Annotated in this window: 14 protein-coding genes; 6 read left to right on the forward strand and 8 right to left on the reverse strand. The window is 42.1% G+C overall.

Going from position 1 to position 24127, the window contains the following annotated elements; genetic code table 11:
* Positions 1-173: 173 nt before the first annotated feature.
* Entirely contained in the window at positions 174-959 is a 786-nt protein-coding gene (locus DP091_RS18485) for a hypothetical protein (protein ID WP_113059676.1), read from the forward strand.
* 90 nt (positions 960-1049) lie between these two features.
* On the opposite strand, the gene DP091_RS18490 is transcribed toward DP091_RS18485, so the two are convergent.
* From DP091_RS18490 to DP091_RS18505, 4 genes are all read right to left on the reverse strand, one after another.
* The gene (locus DP091_RS18490) at positions 1050-3314 is read right to left on the reverse strand and encodes an alginate lyase family protein (protein WP_113059677.1); all 2265 of its coding nucleotides are present in this window, start codon (positions 3312-3314) and stop codon (positions 1050-1052) included.
* A gap of 65 nt (positions 3315-3379) precedes the next feature.
* The gene (locus tag DP091_RS18495) at positions 3380-6694 is read right to left on the reverse strand and encodes a glycosyltransferase family protein (RefSeq protein WP_113059678.1); all 3315 of its coding nucleotides are present in this window, start codon (positions 6692-6694) and stop codon (positions 3380-3382) included.
* Between the two features lie 31 nt (positions 6695-6725).
* Positions 6726-7802, reverse strand: a complete 1077-nt coding sequence (locus DP091_RS18500) for a class I SAM-dependent methyltransferase (RefSeq protein ID WP_181469851.1) — start codon at positions 7800-7802, stop codon at positions 6726-6728.
* Positions 7786-9084: a nucleotide sugar dehydrogenase gene (locus DP091_RS18505; protein WP_113059680.1), complete on the reverse strand. Its 1299-nt coding sequence runs from the start codon at positions 9082-9084 to the stop codon at positions 7786-7788. Before DP091_RS18505 ends, DP091_RS18500 begins: the two co-directional genes overlap by 17 nt.
* Positions 9085-9302: 218 nt before the next feature.
* Between DP091_RS18505 and DP091_RS18510 the strand changes: the two genes are divergently transcribed.
* The 3 genes from DP091_RS18510 to DP091_RS18520 all read left to right on the forward strand — a co-directional run bounded on the left by DP091_RS18510 (position 9303) and on the right by DP091_RS18520 (position 13404).
* Positions 9303-10079 (forward strand): ABC transporter permease, encoded by a 777-nt coding sequence (locus tag DP091_RS18510; protein ID WP_113059681.1) that lies wholly within the window; start codon positions 9303-9305, stop codon positions 10077-10079.
* Positions 10080-10103: 24 nt separating this feature from the next.
* A complete protein-coding gene (locus tag DP091_RS18515) occupies positions 10104-10835 on the forward strand; it encodes an ABC transporter ATP-binding protein (protein WP_113059682.1) in 732 nt (243 codons plus the stop codon).
* A gap of 109 nt (positions 10836-10944) precedes the next feature.
* Positions 10945-13404, forward strand: a complete 2460-nt coding sequence (locus DP091_RS18520) for an O-antigen ligase family protein (protein WP_113059683.1) — start codon at positions 10945-10947, stop codon at positions 13402-13404.
* A gap of 76 nt (positions 13405-13480) precedes the next feature.
* Here the strand turns inward: DP091_RS18520 and galU are convergent, their stop codons facing one another.
* Positions 13481-14353, reverse strand: a complete 873-nt coding sequence (gene galU, locus DP091_RS18525) for a UTP--glucose-1-phosphate uridylyltransferase GalU (protein ID WP_113059684.1) — start codon at positions 14351-14353, stop codon at positions 13481-13483.
* Between the two features lie 220 nt (positions 14354-14573).
* Here galU and DP091_RS18530 point away from each other — a divergent pair, with 220 nt between their 5' ends.
* Complete coding sequence (locus DP091_RS18530) at positions 14574-15620, forward strand: acyltransferase family protein (protein WP_113059685.1); 1047 nt, start codon at positions 14574-14576, stop codon at positions 15618-15620.
* Between the two features lie 64 nt (positions 15621-15684).
* Here DP091_RS18530 and DP091_RS18535 read toward each other — a convergent pair whose 3' ends face one another.
* Entirely contained in the window at positions 15685-18198 is a 2514-nt protein-coding gene (locus DP091_RS18535; RefSeq protein WP_113059686.1) for a U32 family peptidase, read from the reverse strand.
* Positions 18199-18944: 746 nt separating this feature from the next.
* Entirely contained in the window at positions 18945-20042 is a 1098-nt protein-coding gene (locus DP091_RS18540; protein WP_113059687.1) for a DNA alkylation repair protein, read from the reverse strand.
* Positions 20043-20510: 468 nt separating this feature from the next.
* Here DP091_RS18540 and DP091_RS18545 point away from each other — a divergent pair, with 468 nt between their 5' ends.
* Complete coding sequence (locus DP091_RS18545) at positions 20511-21719, forward strand: MFS transporter (RefSeq protein WP_113059688.1); 1209 nt, start codon at positions 20511-20513, stop codon at positions 21717-21719.
* Between the two features lie 338 nt (positions 21720-22057).
* Here DP091_RS18545 and DP091_RS18550 read toward each other — a convergent pair whose 3' ends face one another.
* Entirely contained in the window at positions 22058-24016 is a 1959-nt protein-coding gene (locus tag DP091_RS18550) for a GTP-binding protein (protein ID WP_113059689.1), read from the reverse strand.
* Positions 24017-24127: the final 111 nt, after the last annotated feature.

Below are 24127 nucleotides of genomic sequence, written 5' to 3' on the forward strand. Positions count from 1 at the left end.
GCTACAGAATCACATTGTATCGGATTTCCTCTTTAACTAGTATTTTTTATTATAACCTAGTAAGGGTATCTTAAAAGCAAGAATTAATGTTTACATTTTACTGATATTGACTTACTTTAAATATAATCAAATAACATATTAGGCGTTATAAAGTTCAATATCAGAGGTGGAGCATGGACAATTTAAACAAAACTAATCAATTACTTGAAGATGGTGTATTTAAATTCAAAAACCGTTATATTATCTATTCGTTGAAAAAAAAGGATTCGAACAAACTGTTTATTGTTTTTTCCGGTCTTGATAGTACTCCTGGATTTACAAGAATGTCTTATTATGGACTTAGAGATACTCTTGATGGTAATGTACTACATATTAAAGATAATTTCGGCGCTCATGGTTGTTATTTACTCAATATCTCAGGAGATAATCAAATTAGAAATGTCGTTCTGGCACTTATAAGAGAAGCATTGTTGCAATTAAATATAAGTAAGGAAAACTTATATCTAGTTGGTACTTCAAAAGGAGGCACAACAGCATTAGCTTTTGGAATGATGTTAGGCTTCGGCAATATTATAGCCGGAGAACCTCAAATAAAAATAGGGGATTTTTTGTTTGGAAAGGGATGGGAAACAGCAGAGTATTTCAAAAGTATAGCTTATGCAATGCTTGGGAGAATAAAAGATGAAGATAGGGAGCCGCTTAACAATAAATTCGAGGAGATAATAAAGCAATATGGAAGCAGGTTTAAAGGGAACGTTGAAATCCTTACAGGTCTTAACACTCTATATTTAGAGAATCACATCAATTACTTTATTAAGTATGCAAAAGAAAATGGAATTAAAGATTCAGCAATATCAATAAAAACACTTGATATAGATAAACATGATGATATAGTCGAACCCTTTTTGCGAAAATTGGATGAATTTTCTTTGAATTACACCTCTTCTATTTCCTGCTAATATGTATTGAAGATCAAGTTTATAGGAGGGAGAAATCACCCTCCTATATTTTTTGTGATAATCTCGAAAACATTGGGATTCACATTCTAACTAATCAATCCTAATTTCTTCAAAATTATCAAAAACAACTTCACCAAAGTATATATCATTCATTCTATATAAAACTGAATAAATACCTGGTTCCGTAAATTGATATTCTAGAAAATTTGAATTATTTCCAATATATTGGTGACTGGCTCCGTTTTTATAAATATACCATTTTGATGTAAGTACATTAAAATTACTTATACTGACTTCAAACTTGAATAGGTTATTTCCTTGCGAGATGATATTTGCCTCTTCCACTATTGGTTGTTGTTGATTCTTGTCTAACTTCTCAAAGAGAAATTCTTCACCAACATATCTAATAAATCCAACAAGCTTTACCACTGTCTCTCTTGCAGTGTTTTTTAAATAGCTCATAATTGCATATGAACAGTTTTTATCCAATTTAAATTCAGCATGATTCAGAAAGCTGTAGGGTCTAGAGTCATATTTTCTTCCGGTAATCTCATTTAATAAATAGAATGAATAAGAGAGTTTTTGATTGTCCGAGTTTGCTTTATTTATAAGCTTCGCTTTATTACCATATATTTCAACAACGACTTCGTTTTCTGGTAACCTTTCTCTTGATGAAATCTCGATACTAACACCATTTATTAGAACTTTGTTATTAGAATATAAAACATTGTTTTTATAAAGGTTTCGTTTCTCTAATATTCTAATAGAAGTAACAAATCGAGTATTATAGTCCAACTTATTAAATACTATAGTAGTGGTCGGGACAACTTGATTTAAGCCAATAGACATTAAACTAAACTGCTCATTGTTCTTATTCCCTTCTATATATGCAACACTGTCTGAAGAATTAAGTTGTTCTAACAAAACACAATATTTTGTTTTTTTTATGTTTAGTAAAGCATAGTCTTTACTTAGATCCATTATCTCAACATCATTAGACAAATGAAATACCTGGGTATATTTATGATAGTCACGTGATAAAATATCATCAATTATAATGAAATTATCCCCATCAATGATATTTACAGTTCTATCGATCTGAACACCATTAAATATATTATTAAATGCCACAATTGAATGGTACCCATTTTTTTTGTTATACGAATACAAACCAACTTTATTTGAATTAAATTTACTAACAGAATATGTTTTACCATCTACTATTAAAGTATTATGTGCAAAATTACTGTTAGTATATTCGTGGATCTTATCCCCTATCATATAATTGTACATTCCTGGATCAATAAATATATCATGTCCTTTTGAATATAACAAAAAGGATAAATCGTCCGCATGCTTATGTGTACTAGATAAATATCCAGCCTTAAAAAGCATCCAAGTTGATTGGTCAAAATCTGTTGAATCCCAATACTCTCTAAATATAAAATACCCATCATTGCTATAAACTTTTATATTATTCTCAGGAACTTCTCCTTGTAACCCTTTGCTCTGAACATACTCTAATTGTCTGTTGAGATAATTTTCCTCTATTTTCCCCGACTCTCTTGAACCAATAGTATCTCCCAGTAACGGGAGAGCTAAATTGGGCTTGTACACATACACAAGAAACTCAACCGCGCCACTAAAATAATCATATGCAGTTTTTGCATATTCATTACTTACGCTTTTTAGATATTTGTATATCTCTTTGATATATGCGGTTATTCCAATATGGTAGCCTACTGAATTCTCAATGTGTATATATTTATTTGGAAATGCATATTTCAATTGTTCATCCAGCCTAGTGATACCTTTCTGGATATAACCGTCGTCATTCAAAAAATAACCAGATTTAATTAACGAAAAATCTTCAAATATTCCATGGTTATGCCTTCTAGTGTAATTGTTGTCATCAAACAGCCACTCAGCATTTGTTTTGATGATACTTAGAATACTCTCGTATCGTTCCTTTACATTTTCTAGATTTTGATACACCTCAAGAAAAAAAATTAAATTCTCTGTTCTTTCTGCTACAGAATGATCGTACCAAGTATACCTATTATGGTTGGTTTCAGAAACAGAGTATTCTCTCCAAGAAAATATAAACTTCAAAGCAGCATTCAGATAGTTGATATCCTTTTTTTCTAAGTAAGCCTTAGTAAGAAATAAGACAGGCCTTAGCGAATGCAAGTATAACAAAAAAGTATTTGGTGATACAGACGCATTAATATCCCAATTTATATTATCAATATCATAATATACTTCTATATTAATTTTTTCATTAACTACAAGATCATTATTCAGCAATCGATTAGCAAATCCAACAAACAAATTACTGTTATGGTTTAATGTCATATTAAATAACGCAAACCTTTCGATTTATATTGATTACCAACGAATCAAAAAATATAACGACACGTTTAGTATCCTTTTATAATCTCAATTTCTTTCAGTATGGTTTTATGAAATCCGCTCTGATTACGAACACGTTGGGTCGCATTTTTTGACATGGTCAAAAATAACTGAGGATTATAGTACAGTTTTTTTATACCTTCAGCTAAACCGATATGATCCTCTTCCTCAACTAATACCCCACTATTTCCATCAACAAATTCTGGAATCGCGGCTACGTTATTTGTAATCGGAACTAACCCTGAGGACATTGCCTCATCCCTGGATACTCCCTGGGAATCCATTCTGGTAGGGACTAGAAAAATTCCATATTCTTTATGAATTGAGGCTATTTCCTCTTGTCTTAAAAATCTTTCTTCGAGTTTCACATTTTTGAATTTTCGTATGGGTTTCACAGTTGACTTAAAAAGCTCACCTTTTCCTATTATCATAAAATCCAATTCGGAAAAGAAAGACTCTTTGGACAAATGCTGTATCGCCTTTACAGTAAGATCATTAGCATATTTGGCGCTTGCAAAAGGCCTAATAGATAAAATTTTAGTTCTCGATTCTATATCCTTCTCATTATGTTCAAATAATTCACTGTTTATATAATTATGAATAATGGAATATTGGTTTTCAGGCAAAGTAACTTTTAAATCTTCAAAAACTTCCTGTGCAAAATAATTTGATACAAAAACAAAATGAACATTCCACTTATTAAGAAGCACCTCTTCAAATACCTGCTGCCAAAATTGAACTCTAGACTTCGATTCTTCTTTTGCTTTTTCTAATTCCTGTTGTGTAGAGTAATTGTATTCTCTTCTCCACCAAGGTTGAATTTCAGAACCATGAATCCAAACAATCGCTCTCTTTGATTCAATGAATTTTTTTGTGCTTTCCCATATAGTTTCATTTAAAAAGTGAATTAGATAGGTATCATAATCTCCATAAATTAAAGTACTACTCAGTTCTTCAATATACCCACTGGAAATATCTACACCCGAAAATTCACTGTTACATTTCCCCTCTCTTTCATTAAATTTGAAAATATCAACTATTAAGTCATTTTTCTTATATTCATAAATTCGACTGTGAACAAAAGCATACCTATAGAGGTTTTGATAATCCGGATAATTATCTGTAATAAGTATTGCATTTGATTTACTCAAAAAACATCCATTGTCAAATTGTATATTCCCTACTATCAATTTTTTAATGTTGCAACTTCCTATTCCTGAAAATCTAATCCCAAACCTAATGTATTTCACATTTGGATTAATGTTAACCGATATTTTCCTTCCTGATGGTTTAATTATCGCTTCAATCTTGTTTTTATTCTTATCTAATAATAAGGCAACAATTTCCACTCCAAATTTCGTATAATAATCAACATCCAAATATATATCTAGTTCAGGTCTCACATTCAAATCTAGTATATCAAAATCTTTATTCAAATAAGTATATTCATGTGATTTCTCTAAATTTGAGACAACCTGAATCCCATCATTTTCTAAAGTGAAATCAATTTGATTAGACTTTTTCAGGTATTTAAACATTTCATTGTTATCAATAGTATAATTACTATTCATTATTTTGCTTTCTTCAATGGCTTGTACACATTGATTTACTTTATCCATAGTTAAGCCTTGATCTGTCAATACAAAATCATCAACTACAGGGCAAGAATACTTAGAATAACTTGCACAGTAATTGTATTCATCAATTGCAAAATACTCTTCAGGAATAATGCTTTCATCAATGAATTCAGTAAAGCTTACTATTTGCTCAGCGACTAAATACTCACATTTTATTAATGATCTTCTAATTAGTGCATTCCGGGTTATTGAATAAGTTACTCCTTGCGTGTTCTTAATAATGCTATCGTTGAAATTTTCGAAAACCATACTCTTACCTACTACTGGTACTTCTGTATACTGTGTCGCTAATATATAGTCATTAATATAATTTGCACCGTAATAGTCTTGCGATGAGAAATATGTTACATACTCGAAATTCTGTTTTATATATTCTGCCTTTTCCTTATTAAACTCATTAAAAATTTCGACATTATCAGGGATCAAATAGTTACCTTCCAATTTTCTCTTTAAGACAATGAATAACTTAGCTAACGTATACGTTTGGCGTTTATATTGGCTTAGAATATGATGCAATTGGTCCTCAGTTTCAGCCTTTGAAATTATTGCAACTCTCTTTAGGGGCAGCTCTAATGTATTTTCATAAACTTTATTAACTATAAAATTCAATCGGTGTGTGTATGTGTGTTCTGAAAGAACTTTTCTAAGACCTAACAATCTGTATTTATTATAGTATTCAATATCACTAAACTTATTGATTTGATTTGATAATTCTTGTCCATCATCGGTACAAACAACCAAATCACCAAATAAATTTCTTATAGCTCTTGAATAATTACTTACGGTAACTGTATTAGATGCCAGCAATTCATATACTCTTCGAGCACACATACTCTGTGACTGCTTTACTGAGTTCATATTTATATTAAATCGATAACCTTTGTAAGCCTTTTCTATTTCGGTTGGCTTCAAATTTCCCTTAATATACTTCTTGTAGCTGCTTGGAAATGAATAATTGGGGTCATTTTCAAAATAATTACGATCATATATATCAAGACCTTTATTTTGAGTAACTATCTCAATAAAAGCTTCTAAGTCCCGAACCCGTTCTGGATAACGTTTGTAATATGCGCCAGCAAAGCAAAATTTGTCTTCCCTTTCAAAAGCTTCAATTGGATTGTGATACTCTAATTGGGCTGCAAATGGCAAGAGATAAACCCTATTATGCTTTAGCATTGTTTTATATTTCTTAATGCAATCGATATCGGTTGTAAATACGAAGTCCGCATACTTTGCTGTAGCTAAAAATGTATCAAAATGAACTGGATCCTCTTTATTCCAGAAGATAATTGGTATATCATTTTTTTTACAATAACTCAATAGATCAATTAACTCATTACTAAGGTGTGGAACTTTAGTATGCCAAAGGCCATCTTTCCCTCGCCATGCCGACTCTAAAAAAAACAAATCCGGTTTGAACGTAATCATTTGATCTAACCAGTTCTCAGGTGTAACTTGCATCAGAATACACTCTGGTTGATATGAATTATATGTAAACTCATCCATAATACATGCAACTTTCATTTCCTTCAAGTTATTAAAGCTACGTTTATAATTGTTATCCAGAATCTGTTCTATGTCTTTGACAATTTGCCCCTCTGTTTTGTTTACGCTCATTTCCTTCATTATCTTGTTTCTGGCTAAATTAATTTCCCTTATTTTCCTATTGATATAATCAATGCTCATTTACCTATCCCCTAAATTATCCTCTAAATATTTAAAAATCTTTTGGTATCCTCTTTTTATACTTCCAATATTTAAGAGTAAGTCTCCCTAATTTTGCATTACTTAGTAGATTGTATTTTTTTGAAATATTAGCGTATTTGGCTTCTAACTGATTATATTGAAAAATAGAGTCCCTAAACTTTTTTAATGTTTCTTCTTCACTATCTAAACGTTCAATAATTTCTTCATTCTTTGATTGAACAGCTTTTTCAAGTTCTTCAATCTTTTTTTGGTCCATAGCAAGTTCCTCTTCATTACTAGATGTAAGCTTACTTTGAATAAAGTCGTTTTCTTTCTTTAATTTTTGATTTTCACTTTTTAAATTTTCATAATCTTTTTGAAGATTTTTAAACATTTCTTGTTGATTGGTAAGCTTCAATTCCATATCATTTATCATTAATTTCATCGATGTGATATCATTAACCAATCTTTGCTCTATCCCAGAGAACGTTTCCTCGACCTCTCTAATAAGCTCCCTTGATAAATCCACTCTTCTTTCATGCCCATCACTTAGTTTTCTTCCTACTAAGCCAACCCAATCACTGAGAAACTCAATTTGCTGAACTTCAAAGTACGGTTCAACCTCTCTCAGTAATTTCATTAAATAGTAGGTTTTTTTATTGTCATCTGAACTACTTATACCAAAGGGAACAGTTATTACAATTGTACCGCTATCCTTCAGAAGATTTTTGACTTTTTTAAGCAAAAAATCGGTTGTTGTAAAATGTTGCATTATTTCTGACAGGATGAGTGTGTCGAAATTATGATTGCATTCAAAATCAAATACACTACAGGCGTGGTATTTGACATTCAATTTTACTGTATCACTCTCATTTTCCAAAACAGAATTCGCATAGGTTATTAACTGTTCTTCAATATCTATGCCAACAGCCTGTTTTCCCTCTTTTGCTAGGATAATTTCTGTAATCCCTTGAGAACATCCAACATTTAGCACTGATTTTCCTTCTACCTTTGAGCATACCCAATGAACTCTTTCCCTTGTTTTTATTGCGATTTTATCTCCTTGTTGTCCATAATACGCCTCGGAAACCCTATCTAACCGTCTCAATGTATTCACCACCAACATTCGAATAATTTACAAGTGGTTGCCCTAAAACATAATTAATAAACCCTGAGCTACTCCAAAGTTCATGGTCTACGACATTTCTGGTATCAAGGACGAGATTTCCTCGCATTAAGAGTAATAGTTCCGTCGGGTCAATCTCCTTAAACTCATTATGATCAGTTAATATGAGTATTGCATCAGCACCTTTAACTGCAGCATGAACGCTGTCCTTTTTATCTGGTATATTTTCCCTCACATGAGGATCGAATATTTGAATGTTGTATTGATTATGCAATCGTTCTACTATCTCTAAAGCTGGACTTTCTCTAATATCATCTATATTCCCTTTAAACGCCAAACCAAACACTGCGATTGTATATTTATTTTGTCCTGGGAGTAATTCTCTAACCTTATTTACAACATATTCAGGCATTCCATCATTGATTGTTCTAGACATCCGAACCAAATTTGCCAATGATGGTGCAGAATCATATATGAACCATGGATCTACTGCAATACAATGTCCTCCTACCCCTGGACCAGGTTTATGAATATTTACACGCGGATGGCAATTTGCCAAATCAATTGCTTCCCACACATTAAATCCAACATGCTCAGCTATTTTGGCCATCTCGTTCGCAAAAGCTATATTAACATCACGATATGTGTTTTCCATCAATTTTACCATTTCTGCAGTAGTGGCATCTGTAAGGTGAATACTACCTTTTACAAATGTTCTATATAAACTTGAGGTCTTTATCGCTGATTCAGTATTAATTCCACCTACTATGCGATCATTATGGACGAGTTCATGAAGAAGTCTTCCCGGCAGTACACGCTCAGGAGAATGAGATACATAAAGATCTTCGTACACATTAAGTTGACTCTCCTTAAGTATTGGGAGAACTACATCCTCGATTGTCTTAGGAGGAACTGTTGATTCGAGAATAATCAGGTCTCCCTTTTTTATATACGGTACAATGGATCTTGTGGCTTCTTTAACGTATTCTAAATTAGCACTCTTATCGAAGTTGATAGGAGTTGGAACAGATATTATAAATGCATCCGCTTGCTTAGGCTTTAATCCAAAACTAATTTTCTGTGACTTTATTACGTCACCTAACATTTCTTCAAGCCCTGGCTCTTCTATGTGGATTTTCCCCGTTACAAGCTTTTGTATAGTCTCTTCACTTATATCTACTCCATGGACTTCAGTATCATGTTTAGCAAACATAACTGCTGTTGGTAACCCTATATAACCCAATCCTATCACACAAAGTTTCATGGTTCTGCTACATCTCCTTAGTAATACATTTAAAATTAAGACTATTAGAAACACGAGAATAGCGTCGTATACATATTTCCCTATTATACCATCTAAAACGACAAAATAATTGTTTTTCTGATTAGACAATTAATCATTTTGTCAAATGTTTTATTCAATTGTGGAGGCCACTTGATTGTGTTAACATAATTCGTGCAAAGAACCTTAAAGGAGTCCTTATGAATAATTACCTGTCTAATTTTTATAGATACAAAGACTTAATGTTTGAAATGATTAGAAAAGATATCAAATTAAAATATAGAAATTCAATACTTGGAATTATCTGGAGCATACTTAATCCTTTATTATTTATGTTGGTCCTTACAATCATCTTTCAACAAGTCTTTTCCAGTTCTATTGAGCATTTTGCTATTTATGTTTTGTCAGGAAGATTAATTTATGCTTGTTTTTCAGAAACTACTAATTTTGCAATGCAATCGGTCGTGTCAAATGCTTCGCTTATTAAAAAGGTTTACGTTCCCAAATATTTTTTTCCAATTTCTAGAATATGTTCTTCTTATATAAATACCTTACTAGCAATGATTTCTGTAATTCCAGTGGTTCTATTTAGTGATTTAAATTTCTCTTGGATGAATCTCATGATTGTTTTTCCATTGTTTTATCTTTTTCTCTTCTGTATAGGTATTGGATTAATACTATCAACAATCTATGTTTTCTTTCGAGATATGCAGCACATATACTCTCTTGCTTTAGTAATTGTGATGTATACTTCAGCTATATTTTATCCAGCAGATATTATCCCTGAAAGATTCTTACCGATAATTCAGTTTAATCCTATTTTTAATATCATCGAGATGTTTAGAGACGCTATGATCAATCATTCTTTCCCTTCGATAGAGTCTCATCTATTCTCTCTCATTTATGCATTGATTTTAATAGGGATCGGTTTATTTCTTTTTTATAAAAAACAAGATAAATTTATATTCTACCTTTAAGAATAAAAACTGGCGGTGAATTAAATGCCTGAAATTGCTGTAAAAGTTGATAATGTCTCAATGAAATATACCCTAATGTCCGGAAGAATTAATTCTCTTAAAGATCTATTTATCCAAGCTCTTAATCGTAAAATTACTTATGAAGAGTTCTCCGCACTTACTAACGTCTCTTTTGATATTGCAAAAGGTGAAGTGTTTGGAATTGTAGGCTTAAATGGCGCTGGAAAAAGCACTTTACTCAAAATAGTTGCAGGTATCCTCAAACCAACTACTGGGAATGTTGTTAGAAATGGCTCACTTGTTCCTCTCATTGAACTGGGCGGGGGATTTAATGGGGAATTAACTGGTGTGGAAAATATCTATCTAAATGGTATGCTTCTCGGATACTCAAAAAAGTTCATTAAGGAAAAAATTGATGAAATAATAGAGTTTGCCGAATTGGATAAATTCATAAATACACCATTAAAAAACTATTCATCAGGAATGAAAGCTCGGTTAGGTTTCTCTATTGCTACCTTAGTAAAACCGGATATATTAATTGTGGATGAAGTATTATCCGTTGGCGATCATAAATTCAAAGAAAAGTCTGAACAAAAAATGAAGTCGATGATGGGTTCTGGAACAACTGTCTTATTTGTCTCACATTCAATTGAACAGATGAAGAATATGTGCGATAGAGTTTTATGGTTAGAGCATGGTCTTGTTAAAGAACTTGGTCCTGCGACAGAAGTATGTGATAAATATAAATTGAATTAAATGAACCTGCTACCAGTATATATGTGTAGCAGTTTTTTTATGAAGTGGTCTGGTTCACTAGAGTTGTGCTAAAATATTGTCGTATCTACACGAAAAGGAGCTAAATACGTTGTCGAATCCAGCATACGGTAAGAAGCCCGCTCCGTCAAAGAAAGGTAAGACGAGATCGGCTTTGTTTTGGGTGTTACTATCAGGAATTGTCCTATTTTTGTTTTGGACGTCATTTCAAACAGCTCTATTTAATGGACAAGAACTACAATTTGAGAAACCAATCTTCTGGGCTGCTATTCTAGCGACTCTGCTATTCTTCCTTTGGATCATACAATACTATAATACCATCCAGTTTAAGGATGAGAGAGATTGGCTTGCTGTTGGTGTACTTCTACTCCCCTTATCGTACATACTTTCACTAATTAGTGCTGCTTCCCATATTCTCGCTATGAATATGATAATTATTAATTGTATTTATGCCATTATGTTTATTGTTGGATTGTTCGTTCTTCGTGACAGGTTAGGAAACCGAATCATTCAAAACACATTTATGGCAGTGGCTTACCTTATTGTTGGTTTCGGTCTACTTCATTGGTTTGGTCAGGGCAAAGCTGCGGGTTCAATTGCAAAATGGTTTTCTAACACGGTCTTGAACGGGACGTATACCGATGCCGTCATGACTGACTCCAACGGTCTGCGCCTGACTTCCGTATTCCAGTATGCCAATACATATGCAGCATTTCTCATGGCTTTCTTGTTTGCTACTGTCTTTTTTGTTACGACATCGCGAAAATGGTACAGCCAAGCCTTTCATAGCTTCATGCTGGTACCCATAATTGTCTCGCTGCTCTTGACGCTGTCTCGCGGCGGTCTGGTGATGCTGCCAGTTGTATTTGTCCTGCTGCTTCTATTCCTAAAACCAGCCAAACAATTGCTGTGGATTTTATATTGCGGAATAGCTGGCGTGGCTTCACTGATCATCTCAAAACCGGTTACAGAGATAGGCTTACAGTTAAATAAGACATTTAACGGTAGTGGCGCTCTTAAAGGATGGGGAATTCTGCTCGGTGTGTCTACAGTTATGGGGCTCCTCGGATGGATTATTCAAAGGTTTGTTGCTCCAAAACTGGAACTGTTACTAAACAATTGGTCAGCTAGAAAAAACTCTAGCCTATGGATTCCGCTTGGTTCCGTTATAATTGGAGGCCTACTCATTTTCTTGTTTATCGGTACCGGATTGAAAAATGTACTGCCGCAAAACATCAGTGTCCGACTCGAGAACATCAACTTTAATCAGCATAGTGTTCTGGAACGCCTTACATTTTATAAGGATGCCATGAAAGTGCTAGCGGACTACCCTTTCATCGGAGCCGGAGGAGGAGCTTGGGCGTCTCTTTATGAGCAGTATCAGAACAATCCGTATACAAGTCGTCAAGCACATAACTTCTTCTTACAATACTTGATCGAGGTCGGCATTGTCGGATTTGTGATATTCATGTCGTTTATCCTGTATATTTTCTACAAGTATATTCGCGGTTATATCAAAGGGAATGATGAGAAGCGTAACAGTCACTTTCTTTATCTCATCATCGTCCTTTCCATTTTGATTCATAGTATTTTGGACTTTAACATGAGCTACGTGTTCATGGGAATCCTAGTATTTCTGGGACTTGGCGGAATGGCAGCTGTAATGGATAATAAACCTTGGAAAAAATGGAACCTTAAAGATTCAACTGCTAGAGGTGCATATAGTGGACTTATTGGCCTTGTCGCTATTCTAGTGCTCATTACATCAATCCGATATGTGCAAGCAGCCGACGCGGGAATGGAAGCGCGGAGAATTCTGCAGGTAAGCACTTCATTTAAAGAGATTAAAGCGCCTTTAGATATAGATCTTAATATCCGCCCGAGCCATCCAGACTCAGTAGTGTTACTGGCATCACTCTATCAAAGTGTGTATAAGCAAACCGGCGATGAAGGATTCTATAATGCGACTGTCAATCTACTTAATAAAACATTGAAAGAAGAGCCTTTTAACAAATACATGTACACGCAATTAATTGAAAGTTACGAAATAAAGCAGGAACCCGAGCAAGCTTATGAGGTCTTAGTTAACAATGCCTATAAATTTAAATGGGACATTAACTGGTCCGAACAGATTATTAATAAAGGATACGAGTTGGGAACCGTGGCTCTCGGCACAGGTGATACGGAAGCGAAGAACAAATACTTCAAGCAAGCAACTAAGGCGTTTGCTGAGGTTCAAAAAGGCATTCAACATTTAGCTACTCTACCTGAAGGGCAGCTTCAAGGACGCCCTTTTGAAAACACACCCGACATGATCCTCCATACAGGCAAAATGTACTTCATGATGAGTCAACCGGAGCAAGCAGCCGAAGCACTTAAGCTTGGCATACAAGAAGATCTCTCGCAGACAACCCAACAGGAGATTGTACGTTGGTATCTGGCAGCATTACAAAAACAAAACTTGAGTGATGATGCCCTTATGGGGAAACTAACCCAAGTTGATCCGAATGCGAAGGACAATGTTCAACAACTTGCTAATCTTCAATTCTAATTAAAAAGGAGGCAGTTCGTGGTAGAAATCTTCTACCCAACTGCCCCTTTTTTTTCTTATGTGTATAAAATCGCTTTTACCGAACTTTCGCCAAAATCCCGCTTAAATAAGCAATCAAATCCTCTCTCAAATCTTCCCGTTGCAATGCATAATGAATACTGGTTTCAATAAATCCCAACTTCTCGCCGACATCATGACGTATTCCGTCAAAGTGATAAGCATAGATCGGGCTGTGATGAGCTAAGGTGGAGAGAGCATCTGTCAGTTGTATCTCGCCGTTCTTCCCTACCTCCTGATTCTCCAGCATGTCGAAAATATCCGGCGGCAAAATGTAACGGCCCATGATGGCCAGGTTGGATGGTGCCTCCGCACGAGACGGTTTCTCTACTAATCTCGAGGATTCATAGATTCTAGTTGATTTCTGTAGCCCATCTACGATCCCATAACGGTCCACTTCGTCCCATGATACAGGCTGTACGCCCACAATAGTAGATTGATAGGTATCATATACCTTCATCATCTGCTTTAGGCAAGGGACCTCTGACTCCACGATATCGTCGCCTAGCAGCACGGCAAACGGCTCGTCCCCAATGAATTTTCGTGCGCACCAGATGGCATGACCCAGCCCCTTAGGCTCCTTTTGACGGATATAATGAATATCTGCCATGTTGGAGGGCTTGCGAACTTCTTCGAGGAGGTTCCATTTCCCTTTCTCTGCTAGGTTATGTTCCAGCTCAAATGATGAATCAAAATGATCCTCAATCGCCCGCTTCCCCTTACCCGTCACAATAATAATGTCCTCGATGCCGGAAGCGACCGCTTCCTCGATGATGTATTGTATGGTCGGCTTGTCCACAATAGGAAGCATCTCTTTCGGCATCGCTTTCGTGGCTGGCAGGAACCGTGTACCAAGTCCAGCGGCAGGTATGATCGCTTTACGAATGTTCATCCTATCTTCTCCATTCCCGTAAGTCTCAACATATTGATGACATTGTACCATGAGTCCGGCCAACCCATCGATTAAAATCGGTTTTGATGTGGCTTTTTCAAGGTGGGGCCGATAACTGGAAATGACGCCTCCCAGTTTTATCCATGGAAATAGCCAAGACTCCTCCGATATACTAGTACGAAACTTCGATGGACCAAAAAGCCAAAGGAGCTGGTTACTGATGAAAGAGAGAGACGCCTATTTCGATAACCTCAAATTCATACTGATCCTGTTGGTGGTCGTGGGGCATCTCATCGAGCCGTTTAACGGCGAAGCAGCAATGGGAGCGATTTATCAGTTCATTTACTCGTTTCATATGCCGCTGTTTATTTTGGCGGCCGGTTATTTTGCCAAATGCATTCAATCCCCCAAACAATACGTCGGCCTGCTGTCGGGACTGGTCGTGCCGTATTTCATATTCGAGACGCTTTATACCCTGTTCGACTATTACATGCAAGGCTTGGATCGGCTCGATTTCACGTACTTTTACCCCAACTGGATCCTGTGGTTCCTGTTCAGCATGATGCTGTGGAAAATGCTTCTGCCGTACCTGCTGATGCTCAAATACCCGCTTGTCATCTGTTTCGCGATGTCCATCATGCTCGGGTACTCGATCGATGTCGACTATTACGCGAGCATTTCGCGCACGCTGTACTTCCTGCCTTTTTTTCTCATCGGATATGTTTTCAAAAGGGAATGGCTGGATGCCATCAAGGCCCGACCATTTCAACTGCTATCGATCATCCTGCTCTCCGCCGGATTTGCCTTGCTGTACGTCATATCGCCGATCTTGCCAACTAACTGGTTCTACGGGGCGATGCCTTACCTGGAGTTCGGCTTGGACTCGTGGTATGCAGGCTTCTACAGAATGATTACCTACGCGTTCACTATCATCATGGGACTGTGTGTCCTCTCCCTCATCCCGGTCTCGAAGACGCCCTTCACCGACCGTGGGGTCAATACCATGTACGTCTTTTTGCTTCACGGGTTCATCGTCAAAACGATGTTGCATCTCAACGGGTTCGAAGCGTTCCGATCCATGGGAGGCAAACTGCTGTTGATCCTGCTCGGCGCACTCTTGACCTGGCTGCTATCCTCTTCCTGGATCAAACGCGGCTTCGGGTGGATCGTCGAGCCGAACGTCGGATTTCTATTCCATTATCGATCCAAGCACCGCCATGAACGAGCTGAAACAAAGCGTTCCGACGCAAAAAGGAGTGATGCCTAACTTGGCATCACTCCCTCTTATTCATTAAATCGCTCGATATATACGCAATACGCGTGCTGCTTCCTTACTTCACCAACTGCCCCCGCGTTACGCCAAGCTGGTTGGTCGCCTTCAGCTTCTTCCACACCTGGGTGCCGCTGATCTCGCCGCGCAGGGCGCGGTTGTAGAGATCGATGACCTCGTGGACTTGTTCCGGCGTTTCCTCGAGGAACTCCACGCGGTAGCTGGATACGCCTAGCTCCATGAAGTTGGCCAGGTATTCGGCGCCGGATTGCTCGATGGCGTTGTAGACGGTGTTACGGCAGCCTTCGTCGACCCGTACCGGGTGGGACATGCCGATCCGGTCCTGCAGGGACACGCGGCTCTCTTCGCACGGACGACCGCAGTTCGTGAAGTCCGTTCCTTCGCTGAGGAACGTACAGTACACGCAGTGCTCGGTATGGAACATCGGCAGATGCTGATGGATGACGATCTCCATCTTGGACGTGTCGGCCTTCCCAAGAAGATCCACCATCTGCTGGATGTTCAGATCATAGGAAGGCGTGACGGTGTCGCATCCGGCTTCGAGGAACAGGTCAACCGCCTTGTGGTTGGCAATGTTCAGGGAGAAGTCGCCGATCAACCGGGGATGCTTCGCCCCCGGGTTCTCCATCCGGTGGCGCAGGTAGAAATACAGCGCACCGGTGTTGCGCACCAGCACGGCGTCCGGCTGGAGGCGCAGGATGTTGTTGTGGTAGCCGTTCTCGCCCGGCATGTGAATGCGCGGCGTTGCCAGCGCAATCTGTTTGCCGGCTGCACGCACGGCTTCCACCGCTGCCGGGAACTGCTTGATGAATTCGAAGTCGGCGTAGATCATCTCGACGCCAGCCGCAAGCGCAGCCTCAACCTGCGGGAGGCTGCGGCACAGCGCGGTGAGCTTCGCCTCACCGCGAGCCACGGGCGCTGCGGGTCTAGCCGCATCGCCATACACCGACACCGCCCGTTTCACGTACACGGGCGGCTTCGGCCGCTCGCCAGCGAGCAGCTCCACCGCACGGCGGCGGATGCTGTTGAGCTCGCGAATCGGCACGATGACGTCGCCGTACAGGTCGACGTCGAGTGCCTCAAGCTGGAACACCGTTCCGCCCAGGCGGCCAAGCTGCTCCTCCAGGATCTCCTGGCTGAGCGGCCGCTTCTGGGCTATCTCCAGTTCCAGCTCCGAATCCACCTGGACCGTCGTGCCCTTCTGCACATCGGTCCACCAGGTCGACAGCGGCTGTCCGGGACGGCCGCTGATACGCACATGTACCGGGAATACCCGGTACGGCTTCTCCGTCTCGTACGTCTGACGGAGGCGCTTATCCAGCGCCGGATCGTTCGTCTTCCAGATCCGGTCGCCCACATGCAGCTTGCGCAGGTCCACGTCGCTCCGGCCGGGAACGATATCGACGATCCAGCCTTCCTGCGCTTCACCCTCCAGCTTGACGCCTTTGCGGCGCACGTCGTAGACGCGTCCGCCTTCTTCTTTTTTCGTTGGGTCGCCGGCATCGAACACAATGCCATCTCCACGCTTCAGCGGCGCATCCAGCTTGCAGACGACACCGTCACGCAGAATTTGTTCCACCCGGCCGAGGTACACACCGCGGCTTTTCGGGAACGTACCCTCAACCAGCTTTTTATTGTTCGTTCCATCCAGGAAGCCATGCGTGAAGCCGCGGGAGAAGCTCTGCTGCAGCTCGCGAACCTCTTCCTTGCTCGGTCTCGCATCTTCGCCGTCAAAATACCGGTCGATCGCCTTCCGATACTTGCTCACAACGTTAGCCACGTACTCTGGAGTCTTCAACCGGCCCTCAATCTTGAACGAGGTCACGCCCGCTTCAATCAGCTCCGGCATCAGATCAATCGCAGCCAGATCTTTCGGTGAGAGCAAGTAGGCGACGTCGCCCATTGGTTTCTGCTCGCCATCCACGATCAGATCGTACGGCAGACGACAAGCCTGCGCACACTCTCCGCGGTTGGCGGAGCGGCCGCCCCACATTTCGGAAGTCAGGCATTGGCCCGAATAGGACACGCACAGCGCACCATGCACGAATACTTCCATTGGAAGCTTCGCCTGCTCCCCGATCTTCTGGATTTGCTTCAGATTGTTCTCGCGTCCCAGTACGACACGTTCCATATTGAACGGTTTCGTGAACTCAACGGCCTCCGGCGACGTAATCGTCATTTGCGTAGAACCATGGATCGGGAAGTCCGGGGAAATCTCACGAATCATTTTTACCAGACCCAAATCCTGTACAATCACCGCATCCACGCCTGCATCTACGCACGCATCGATCAGTTCCTTGGCATCCTCCAGTTCGTTCTCGAACACCAGAATATTGAAGGTCAGGAACCCCTTAACCCCATAACTGTGCAAGAAGGCCATAATCTCGGACAGCTCGTCCATCCGGAAATTGTTCGCCCGTGCGCGCGCATTAAATTTCTCGACCCCAAAAAAGATCGCGTCCGCCCCATTCGCCACCGCGGCCCGCATGCAATCCCAATCCCCTGCCGGTGCCAGCAGCTCCACGTCTTCTCTTCGTAGTGCTTTCGTGTCCATCTATATCCTCCCAGGCCGGTTCAAGCCGGCGTGCTGTGTACTACTATTCTTTCATTGAAACCTGCAAGCCATACTCTATTTTCATAGAACAGGGCATCCGACATCTATATCAATTGATTTTGTAAATACTTTGAAAGCTTTTCAACTTATCTAGTTTACCAAAAGTCCGGCTTCTCTTCTACCTGCTAACTTGATTTCCACACTTTTGATAGTGTTGCCATAATCCGCATAGCACACTCGGTTTCGCTTGCCTGCGGTTCATTATCTAGTTTGGTGGGGACACGGACGTTAAAACTCCCTGTGATGATCTGACTCCCTGTTATCTTCATAGCCATAACATCTTTAAAAGAAAAATAAACAAGCCCTCCCATCGGAAGGCTTGCCTCACATCATCCGCAGCGACTGCTACTAGCAGATGATTATCCGTGCGGGGCTAGTGTTATCTTTTTCTTTTGCATATGGAGATTACTTCCTCCTACCTTTATCAGGGAGCCGGGATACTGCATGTTGATCTCCGTATCCTTTAGTCAGAACTTCCTTAACATCTCAGCGGTCGACAGCCATCCAAGCATGCCCCGGACCACACACCGTGCGCACATGGAGCAGTGTGCAAAACTTTGGAACGGAATCGCCCCAACCGTCAACTGGTTCCAGCATTTCTTCATCACAGGTTGCCAGTGCATGACCTGCCCCCAAGTTTGCCAGTACATCGTCCTGGACCATGCCTCTTACTCTTACTCTTACTCTTACTCCGCACCCTCCAGCACAAAATCCATGCTCGCCAACCGCTTGCCGTTCACAACAATGTGAAGACGGTGATCACCCGAATAGAAACGACGCGTGGAGATCGGTTTAAATGACTGCTTCTTCTCGACCTTCCAGCTTCCCGGCGCATAGATCTTGTCCGAGCATTTATAGCGTTTCGGCGCAAGCTTGCCGCTTGCCTTCATATAATCGATCTCATAATCGATGCGGAGCGCCATCGGATAGCCGGTTTCGTTGACCACCTGAAAAGCGAACTCCAGATCATCGCCCATCGCGATCACGGAACGCTTGATCCGCAGCTCGCGCACCTCAAGTCCCTCCAGCTCTTCAAGCTCCTCATACCCGAAAATGGCCAGTGCCCGGATATCCCCCTTCCGCAGTAGCGAACGCAGCGCATGCCGCACGATCCAATCCGTTAACGGATGTTGGCCATACCATTTGGCGGCAATCTCAAGCACAAGCTCCGGGTGATCCTTGGAGATATCGTTCAAGTGATTGGCAACGCTTTTTCTAACGTATAAGGAAGGATCCTCTTTCAACTGCTCCAGGATCGGCAGCGCCGGACGCGGATCCTTAATCAGGGCCGGCAGCTGCGGTGCCCAAGGCAGGCGCGGTCTGCAGCCTTCACTCGCCAACCGGCGCAGATGCTCGTCATCGGACTGTGCCCATGTCATCATCTGAGCCAGCATCCGTTCCTGATCCTGGATGATAAAAGGCCGCACCGCAAACTCCGCCGTGGAAGAATGCGTGAATACCGCCAAAGCCTCCATCGAGGTCTCCAGATCCTCCATCCCATTAACCTCTACGTAATCCGGAAAGAACACATATTCCACGCCTCTAAAATGCGGGGCTACCTGTTTCAGAATCTGAACGGCTTCCGGGTAAGAAGCAGGCAGCGTGTCCGTTAAGGCCAGCGTAATATGCCGGATGCGCTGCTTGAACTCCTCTTGTCCCCAGGCTTCATTATGAATCAGCTCCATGAACCGGTTCGAATCGAATGCCGGATAAACCTCCTTCAACCGGTCGGTCACTTGCTGGAACAACGTATTTGAATATAGATCCTTCAGCGTTTCTCTCATATAAGATCTCCCTAAAAAAATAATTTTTACGATATGGCATCCACGTCTTATGGAATCCTGAAAGCCCTTTATTTATGCGATAAGCCGGCGGTTCCAACCCATCTCCAAAAGAGCCGCCAACCGCTCTAACCCCATCCCCGCCTCTTCCCAATCCAAAACATGTGGTGTAGGATGAAGTTGCACGCCTTTCGCTTTAGCGCGGCAGTCTGGTTCATTCCAGTTTGCCAAATTAGTGGGGCGTTTTGCTTTATCCGTATCCGGCCTCCCGCTGATAGGGTGTCACAATGTATATATGAACAACTTTCTTATCTCTAAAGAAAAACGTCTATCGAACAAGGACTCAAGTCTCGAAGTTCATACTTTTGCTATCTCTAAAAATGTAATACATACATCATTATCCCAATTCAAAAGACAGGAGGCGAAGCTCGAAGGATTACAACAAATCGCACACCAGGAGATGAAGAAGACATGGAAAGCTGGAAAAAGAATTTATGGATACTATGGTTCGGCTCCTTTATCGTTTCATCAAGCTTCTCGATGGTCATACCATTTCTCCCGCTTTTTCTGATTGAGCTCGGCGTTACCAAGCATACGGAAATGTGGTCGGGACTGCTGTTCAGTTCCGCTTTTTTTGCGGGCGCCTTGTCCTCTCCCTTCTGGGGAGCCGTCGGGGATAAATATGGACGCAAACCGATGATTATCCGCGCGGGGCTGGTGCTCTTTGTCATCTATATTCTGATGGCGTTCGTCACGAATGAGTATCAGGTGCTAATTCTCCGCCTGCTCCAAGGCCTTCTCTCCGGCTTTATCCCGGGTGCAATCGCCATTGTAGGCACCAATACCCCCGAGAAAAAGGTCGGCTACGCACTCTCCATGATGTCCACGGCAACCGCAACCGGCGGCATCATGGGCCCGATGATCGGAGGCACCCTGGCCTCCCTGTTCAGCAACCGAATGGCATTCGGATTGGCAGGGATGCTGTGCTTCGCAGCCACGCTGCTTGTCATATTCTGGGTCAAGGAAGAGAAATTCGTACCCAGCAAAGAGCGCGTCTCCGTCATAAACACGTTTAAGGTCGCCGGACATAACAAGGCGCTGATGACCGTGCTTATGCTTACGGTGCTGACGCAGTTCTCCGTCATGACGATCGAGCCCGTACTGCCGCTGTATATCGCTCAGATCGGCGGCTCTTCATCGCATACCTCGATGATTGCCGGCTTTGTGTTCTCCATCGTCGGGATCGCCAGCATCCTATTTGCGGCCCGCTGGGGACGCTTATCCGATAAAATCGGATTCCAAAAGGTGCTGCTGATCGGTCTGCTCGCCGGCGGAATCGGATCGCTCGCCCAAATCCTGTTCAGCAACATTTGGGCATTCTCGGCCATCCGCTTTGCTTACGGCGCCTTCTTCTGTGCCGTATTCCCGGCACTCAACGGCCTTGTTGTCAAACATACGCCAAGCGAATTCCGCGGGCGTGCGTTTAGCCTCAACCAGACAGCCAACCAAATCGGCGGGATGGCCGGGCCCCTCGCGGGCGGCATGATCAGCGGCATCTTTAACATCCATTCGGTATTCTTGATGACCGGTGTGTTAATGCTGATTACGACCGCCATTACTTATTGGACAATGCGGCGAACGCGACAGCAGCCTGTTGAAAAAGGATCGCTCTCTTCATAAAATCTCTTTACGATGCGCACGCATGATGGATTCAAATCACGCGTGCGTATTTCATTACGGATTTAAATTGAACCATCGGGGTGCTTAAATAGTTCAACATCGTTAACTTATATTCCCTCAATTCCCTACGTACACCATTGCATAATTAATATCATTGATATTTAATCCTGCTAATAATGGCTTCGTTACGCATGATTGCCTTTCACAGCAGCATTCTGGCTCGCTACACATCTTTCAATTCATTGCATGCATCATTCACTTGTCACGAGCGATATGAAATCGACGAATATTCCCACTAGGGCGCACATCTTGCCTGCACACCTATTCTCCTCCGCCACTTAGACATGCATATGACGGTCCGCTTCATCCCACGGCACCGCATATCCGCTTCCCTTCGCGCAAAATATCGAAGAGGAGCTGTATTCCGGGTCCGCATTTTTATCGTATCCTTTACGTTCAATGACCTCGGCCTCGTTATGGCACCGGCCATACCCGCCGTAAACCAGGGATATCGTACCTCTTCCCTTCGTGTAGGCGGCTAATTCCATGCTGTAATTCATCATGGTCGATACCGGGGCCGATCCCGTAACCGTCACCTTGTTTCCCGCCGTTTCCGGCGGCTCGAAGCTTGCCTTCGCCTGGGTCAGATCCGACATCAGCCGTCCGATATACTCGGCATCCACCTTCACCTTGAAGTGATAGTAAGGCTCCAGGAGCATATTGACTGCCTTCTCCAGCCCTTGACGTAACGCACGGTAGGTGGCTTCCCTGAAATCTCCGCCATGCGTGTGCTTGTTGTGCGCCCGCCCTTTGAGCAGGGTAATCTTGATGTCCGTGACGGGAGAGCCTGTAAGCAGCCCGTGATGATCCCTCTCGCCGACATGCTGGGCGACCAGATGCTGATAATTGACCGGAAGCACATCGGGATGACAAGCATTGGCGAACACGATGCCGCTGTTCCGCTCTCCAGGCTCCAGCCGGAGATGCACCTCCGCATAATGCTTCAACGGTTCAAAATGACCACAGCCCACAACCGGCTCCGTTATGGTCTCTTTATATAGAATCTCCGGTTCACCGAAGGTGATCCGGTAACCGAACCGCTCGAGCACGATGCGTTCCAGCACTTCAAGCTGAATGATCCCCATCACATGGATATGGATCGCCTGAGCATGCTCATCCCACTGCACAGACAGGGAAGGATCCTCCGCATCGAGCAGACGGAATTCGCGCAGCATATCCTTGGGATGAATCGAGGACTCGAATTGCACCTTCGACTTCAGCGTCGGTACAAGCTCATATACCGTCCGGCCACCCCCCAGAGTCCCAAGGCCATCCCCTGCCGCAGCTGAAGAAATACCCGTAACGACAAACAGATCACCCGCATGCACCTGATCGACATTCGTCACGCGCCCCCCATTGATCAAACGGATATGCGTCACCTTCTCCGTGATCGTCTCCGTTCCGGAGAAATAAGTCATTTCGCCGCGCACCCGCAGCGTTCCGCCCGTGGCTTTGATATAGGTCAATCTTGCGCCCTGTTCGTCATGGCGAATCTTATATACCCTTCCGGCAAAATCAATCTCGGGATCATAGTCCGTAACCGTCAGCAGATCCAGCTGATGCAAGAAATGGGACACGCCCACGTTTTGCAGAGCTGATCCGCCGAAGCAGGGGAATAGCTGCCCTTTCCTAATCATCGCGGTCATCGTATCCAGCCACCGTGAAACCTCATATCCCTGTTCCATATATTGCTCCAGCAGCTTCTCGTCCCGCTCCGCGATAGTCTCAATGACCGAGGACTGCATCACGCCTTCGTGCAGCATATCCTCCTCTGTGATCATACAGACGTCTTCGGTAAGCTCACTCCGAATCTCTGCAAACACACGCGCCACATCCGCGCCTTCCCGGTCGATTTTATTAATAAACAAGAACGTAGGGACGCCATGTTTGCGCAATAACTGCCATACCGTCTCCGTATGCCCTTCAACACCCTCCACGGCACTTATGACGACGACGGCGGCGTCCATGACCTGAATGGCCCGCTCCATTTCCGGCGAGAAGTCGACGTGACCCGGCGTATCGATTAAATAATAAGTGGACCCGTTAAAATGCATGGTGGCCTGATCGGCAAATACGGTGATGCCCCGTTCCTTTTCAATGTCATGTCGATCAAGAAAAGCACTCTGATGATCCACACGGCCGCGCTCCTGAATCGTATCGGTCATATATAACAACTGCTCCGCCAACGTGGTTTTGCCTGCATCCACATGGGCGAACATGCCTATCGTTTTTTTCATCCGCTTATTCCCTCTTCTGTAAGCCGGTTTAATTACGTATCCATTGCTCTCACGATTTAATTTTACCATACCAGATCGCATAAACGGCACATATGTTCTATATTTTCAGGG

Origin of the sequence: Paenibacillus sp. MDMC362 (assembly GCF_003269305.1) — a bacterium.
In the GTDB taxonomy this organism is placed as follows: domain Bacteria; phylum Bacillota; class Bacilli; order Paenibacillales; family Paenibacillaceae; genus Paenibacillus_AQ.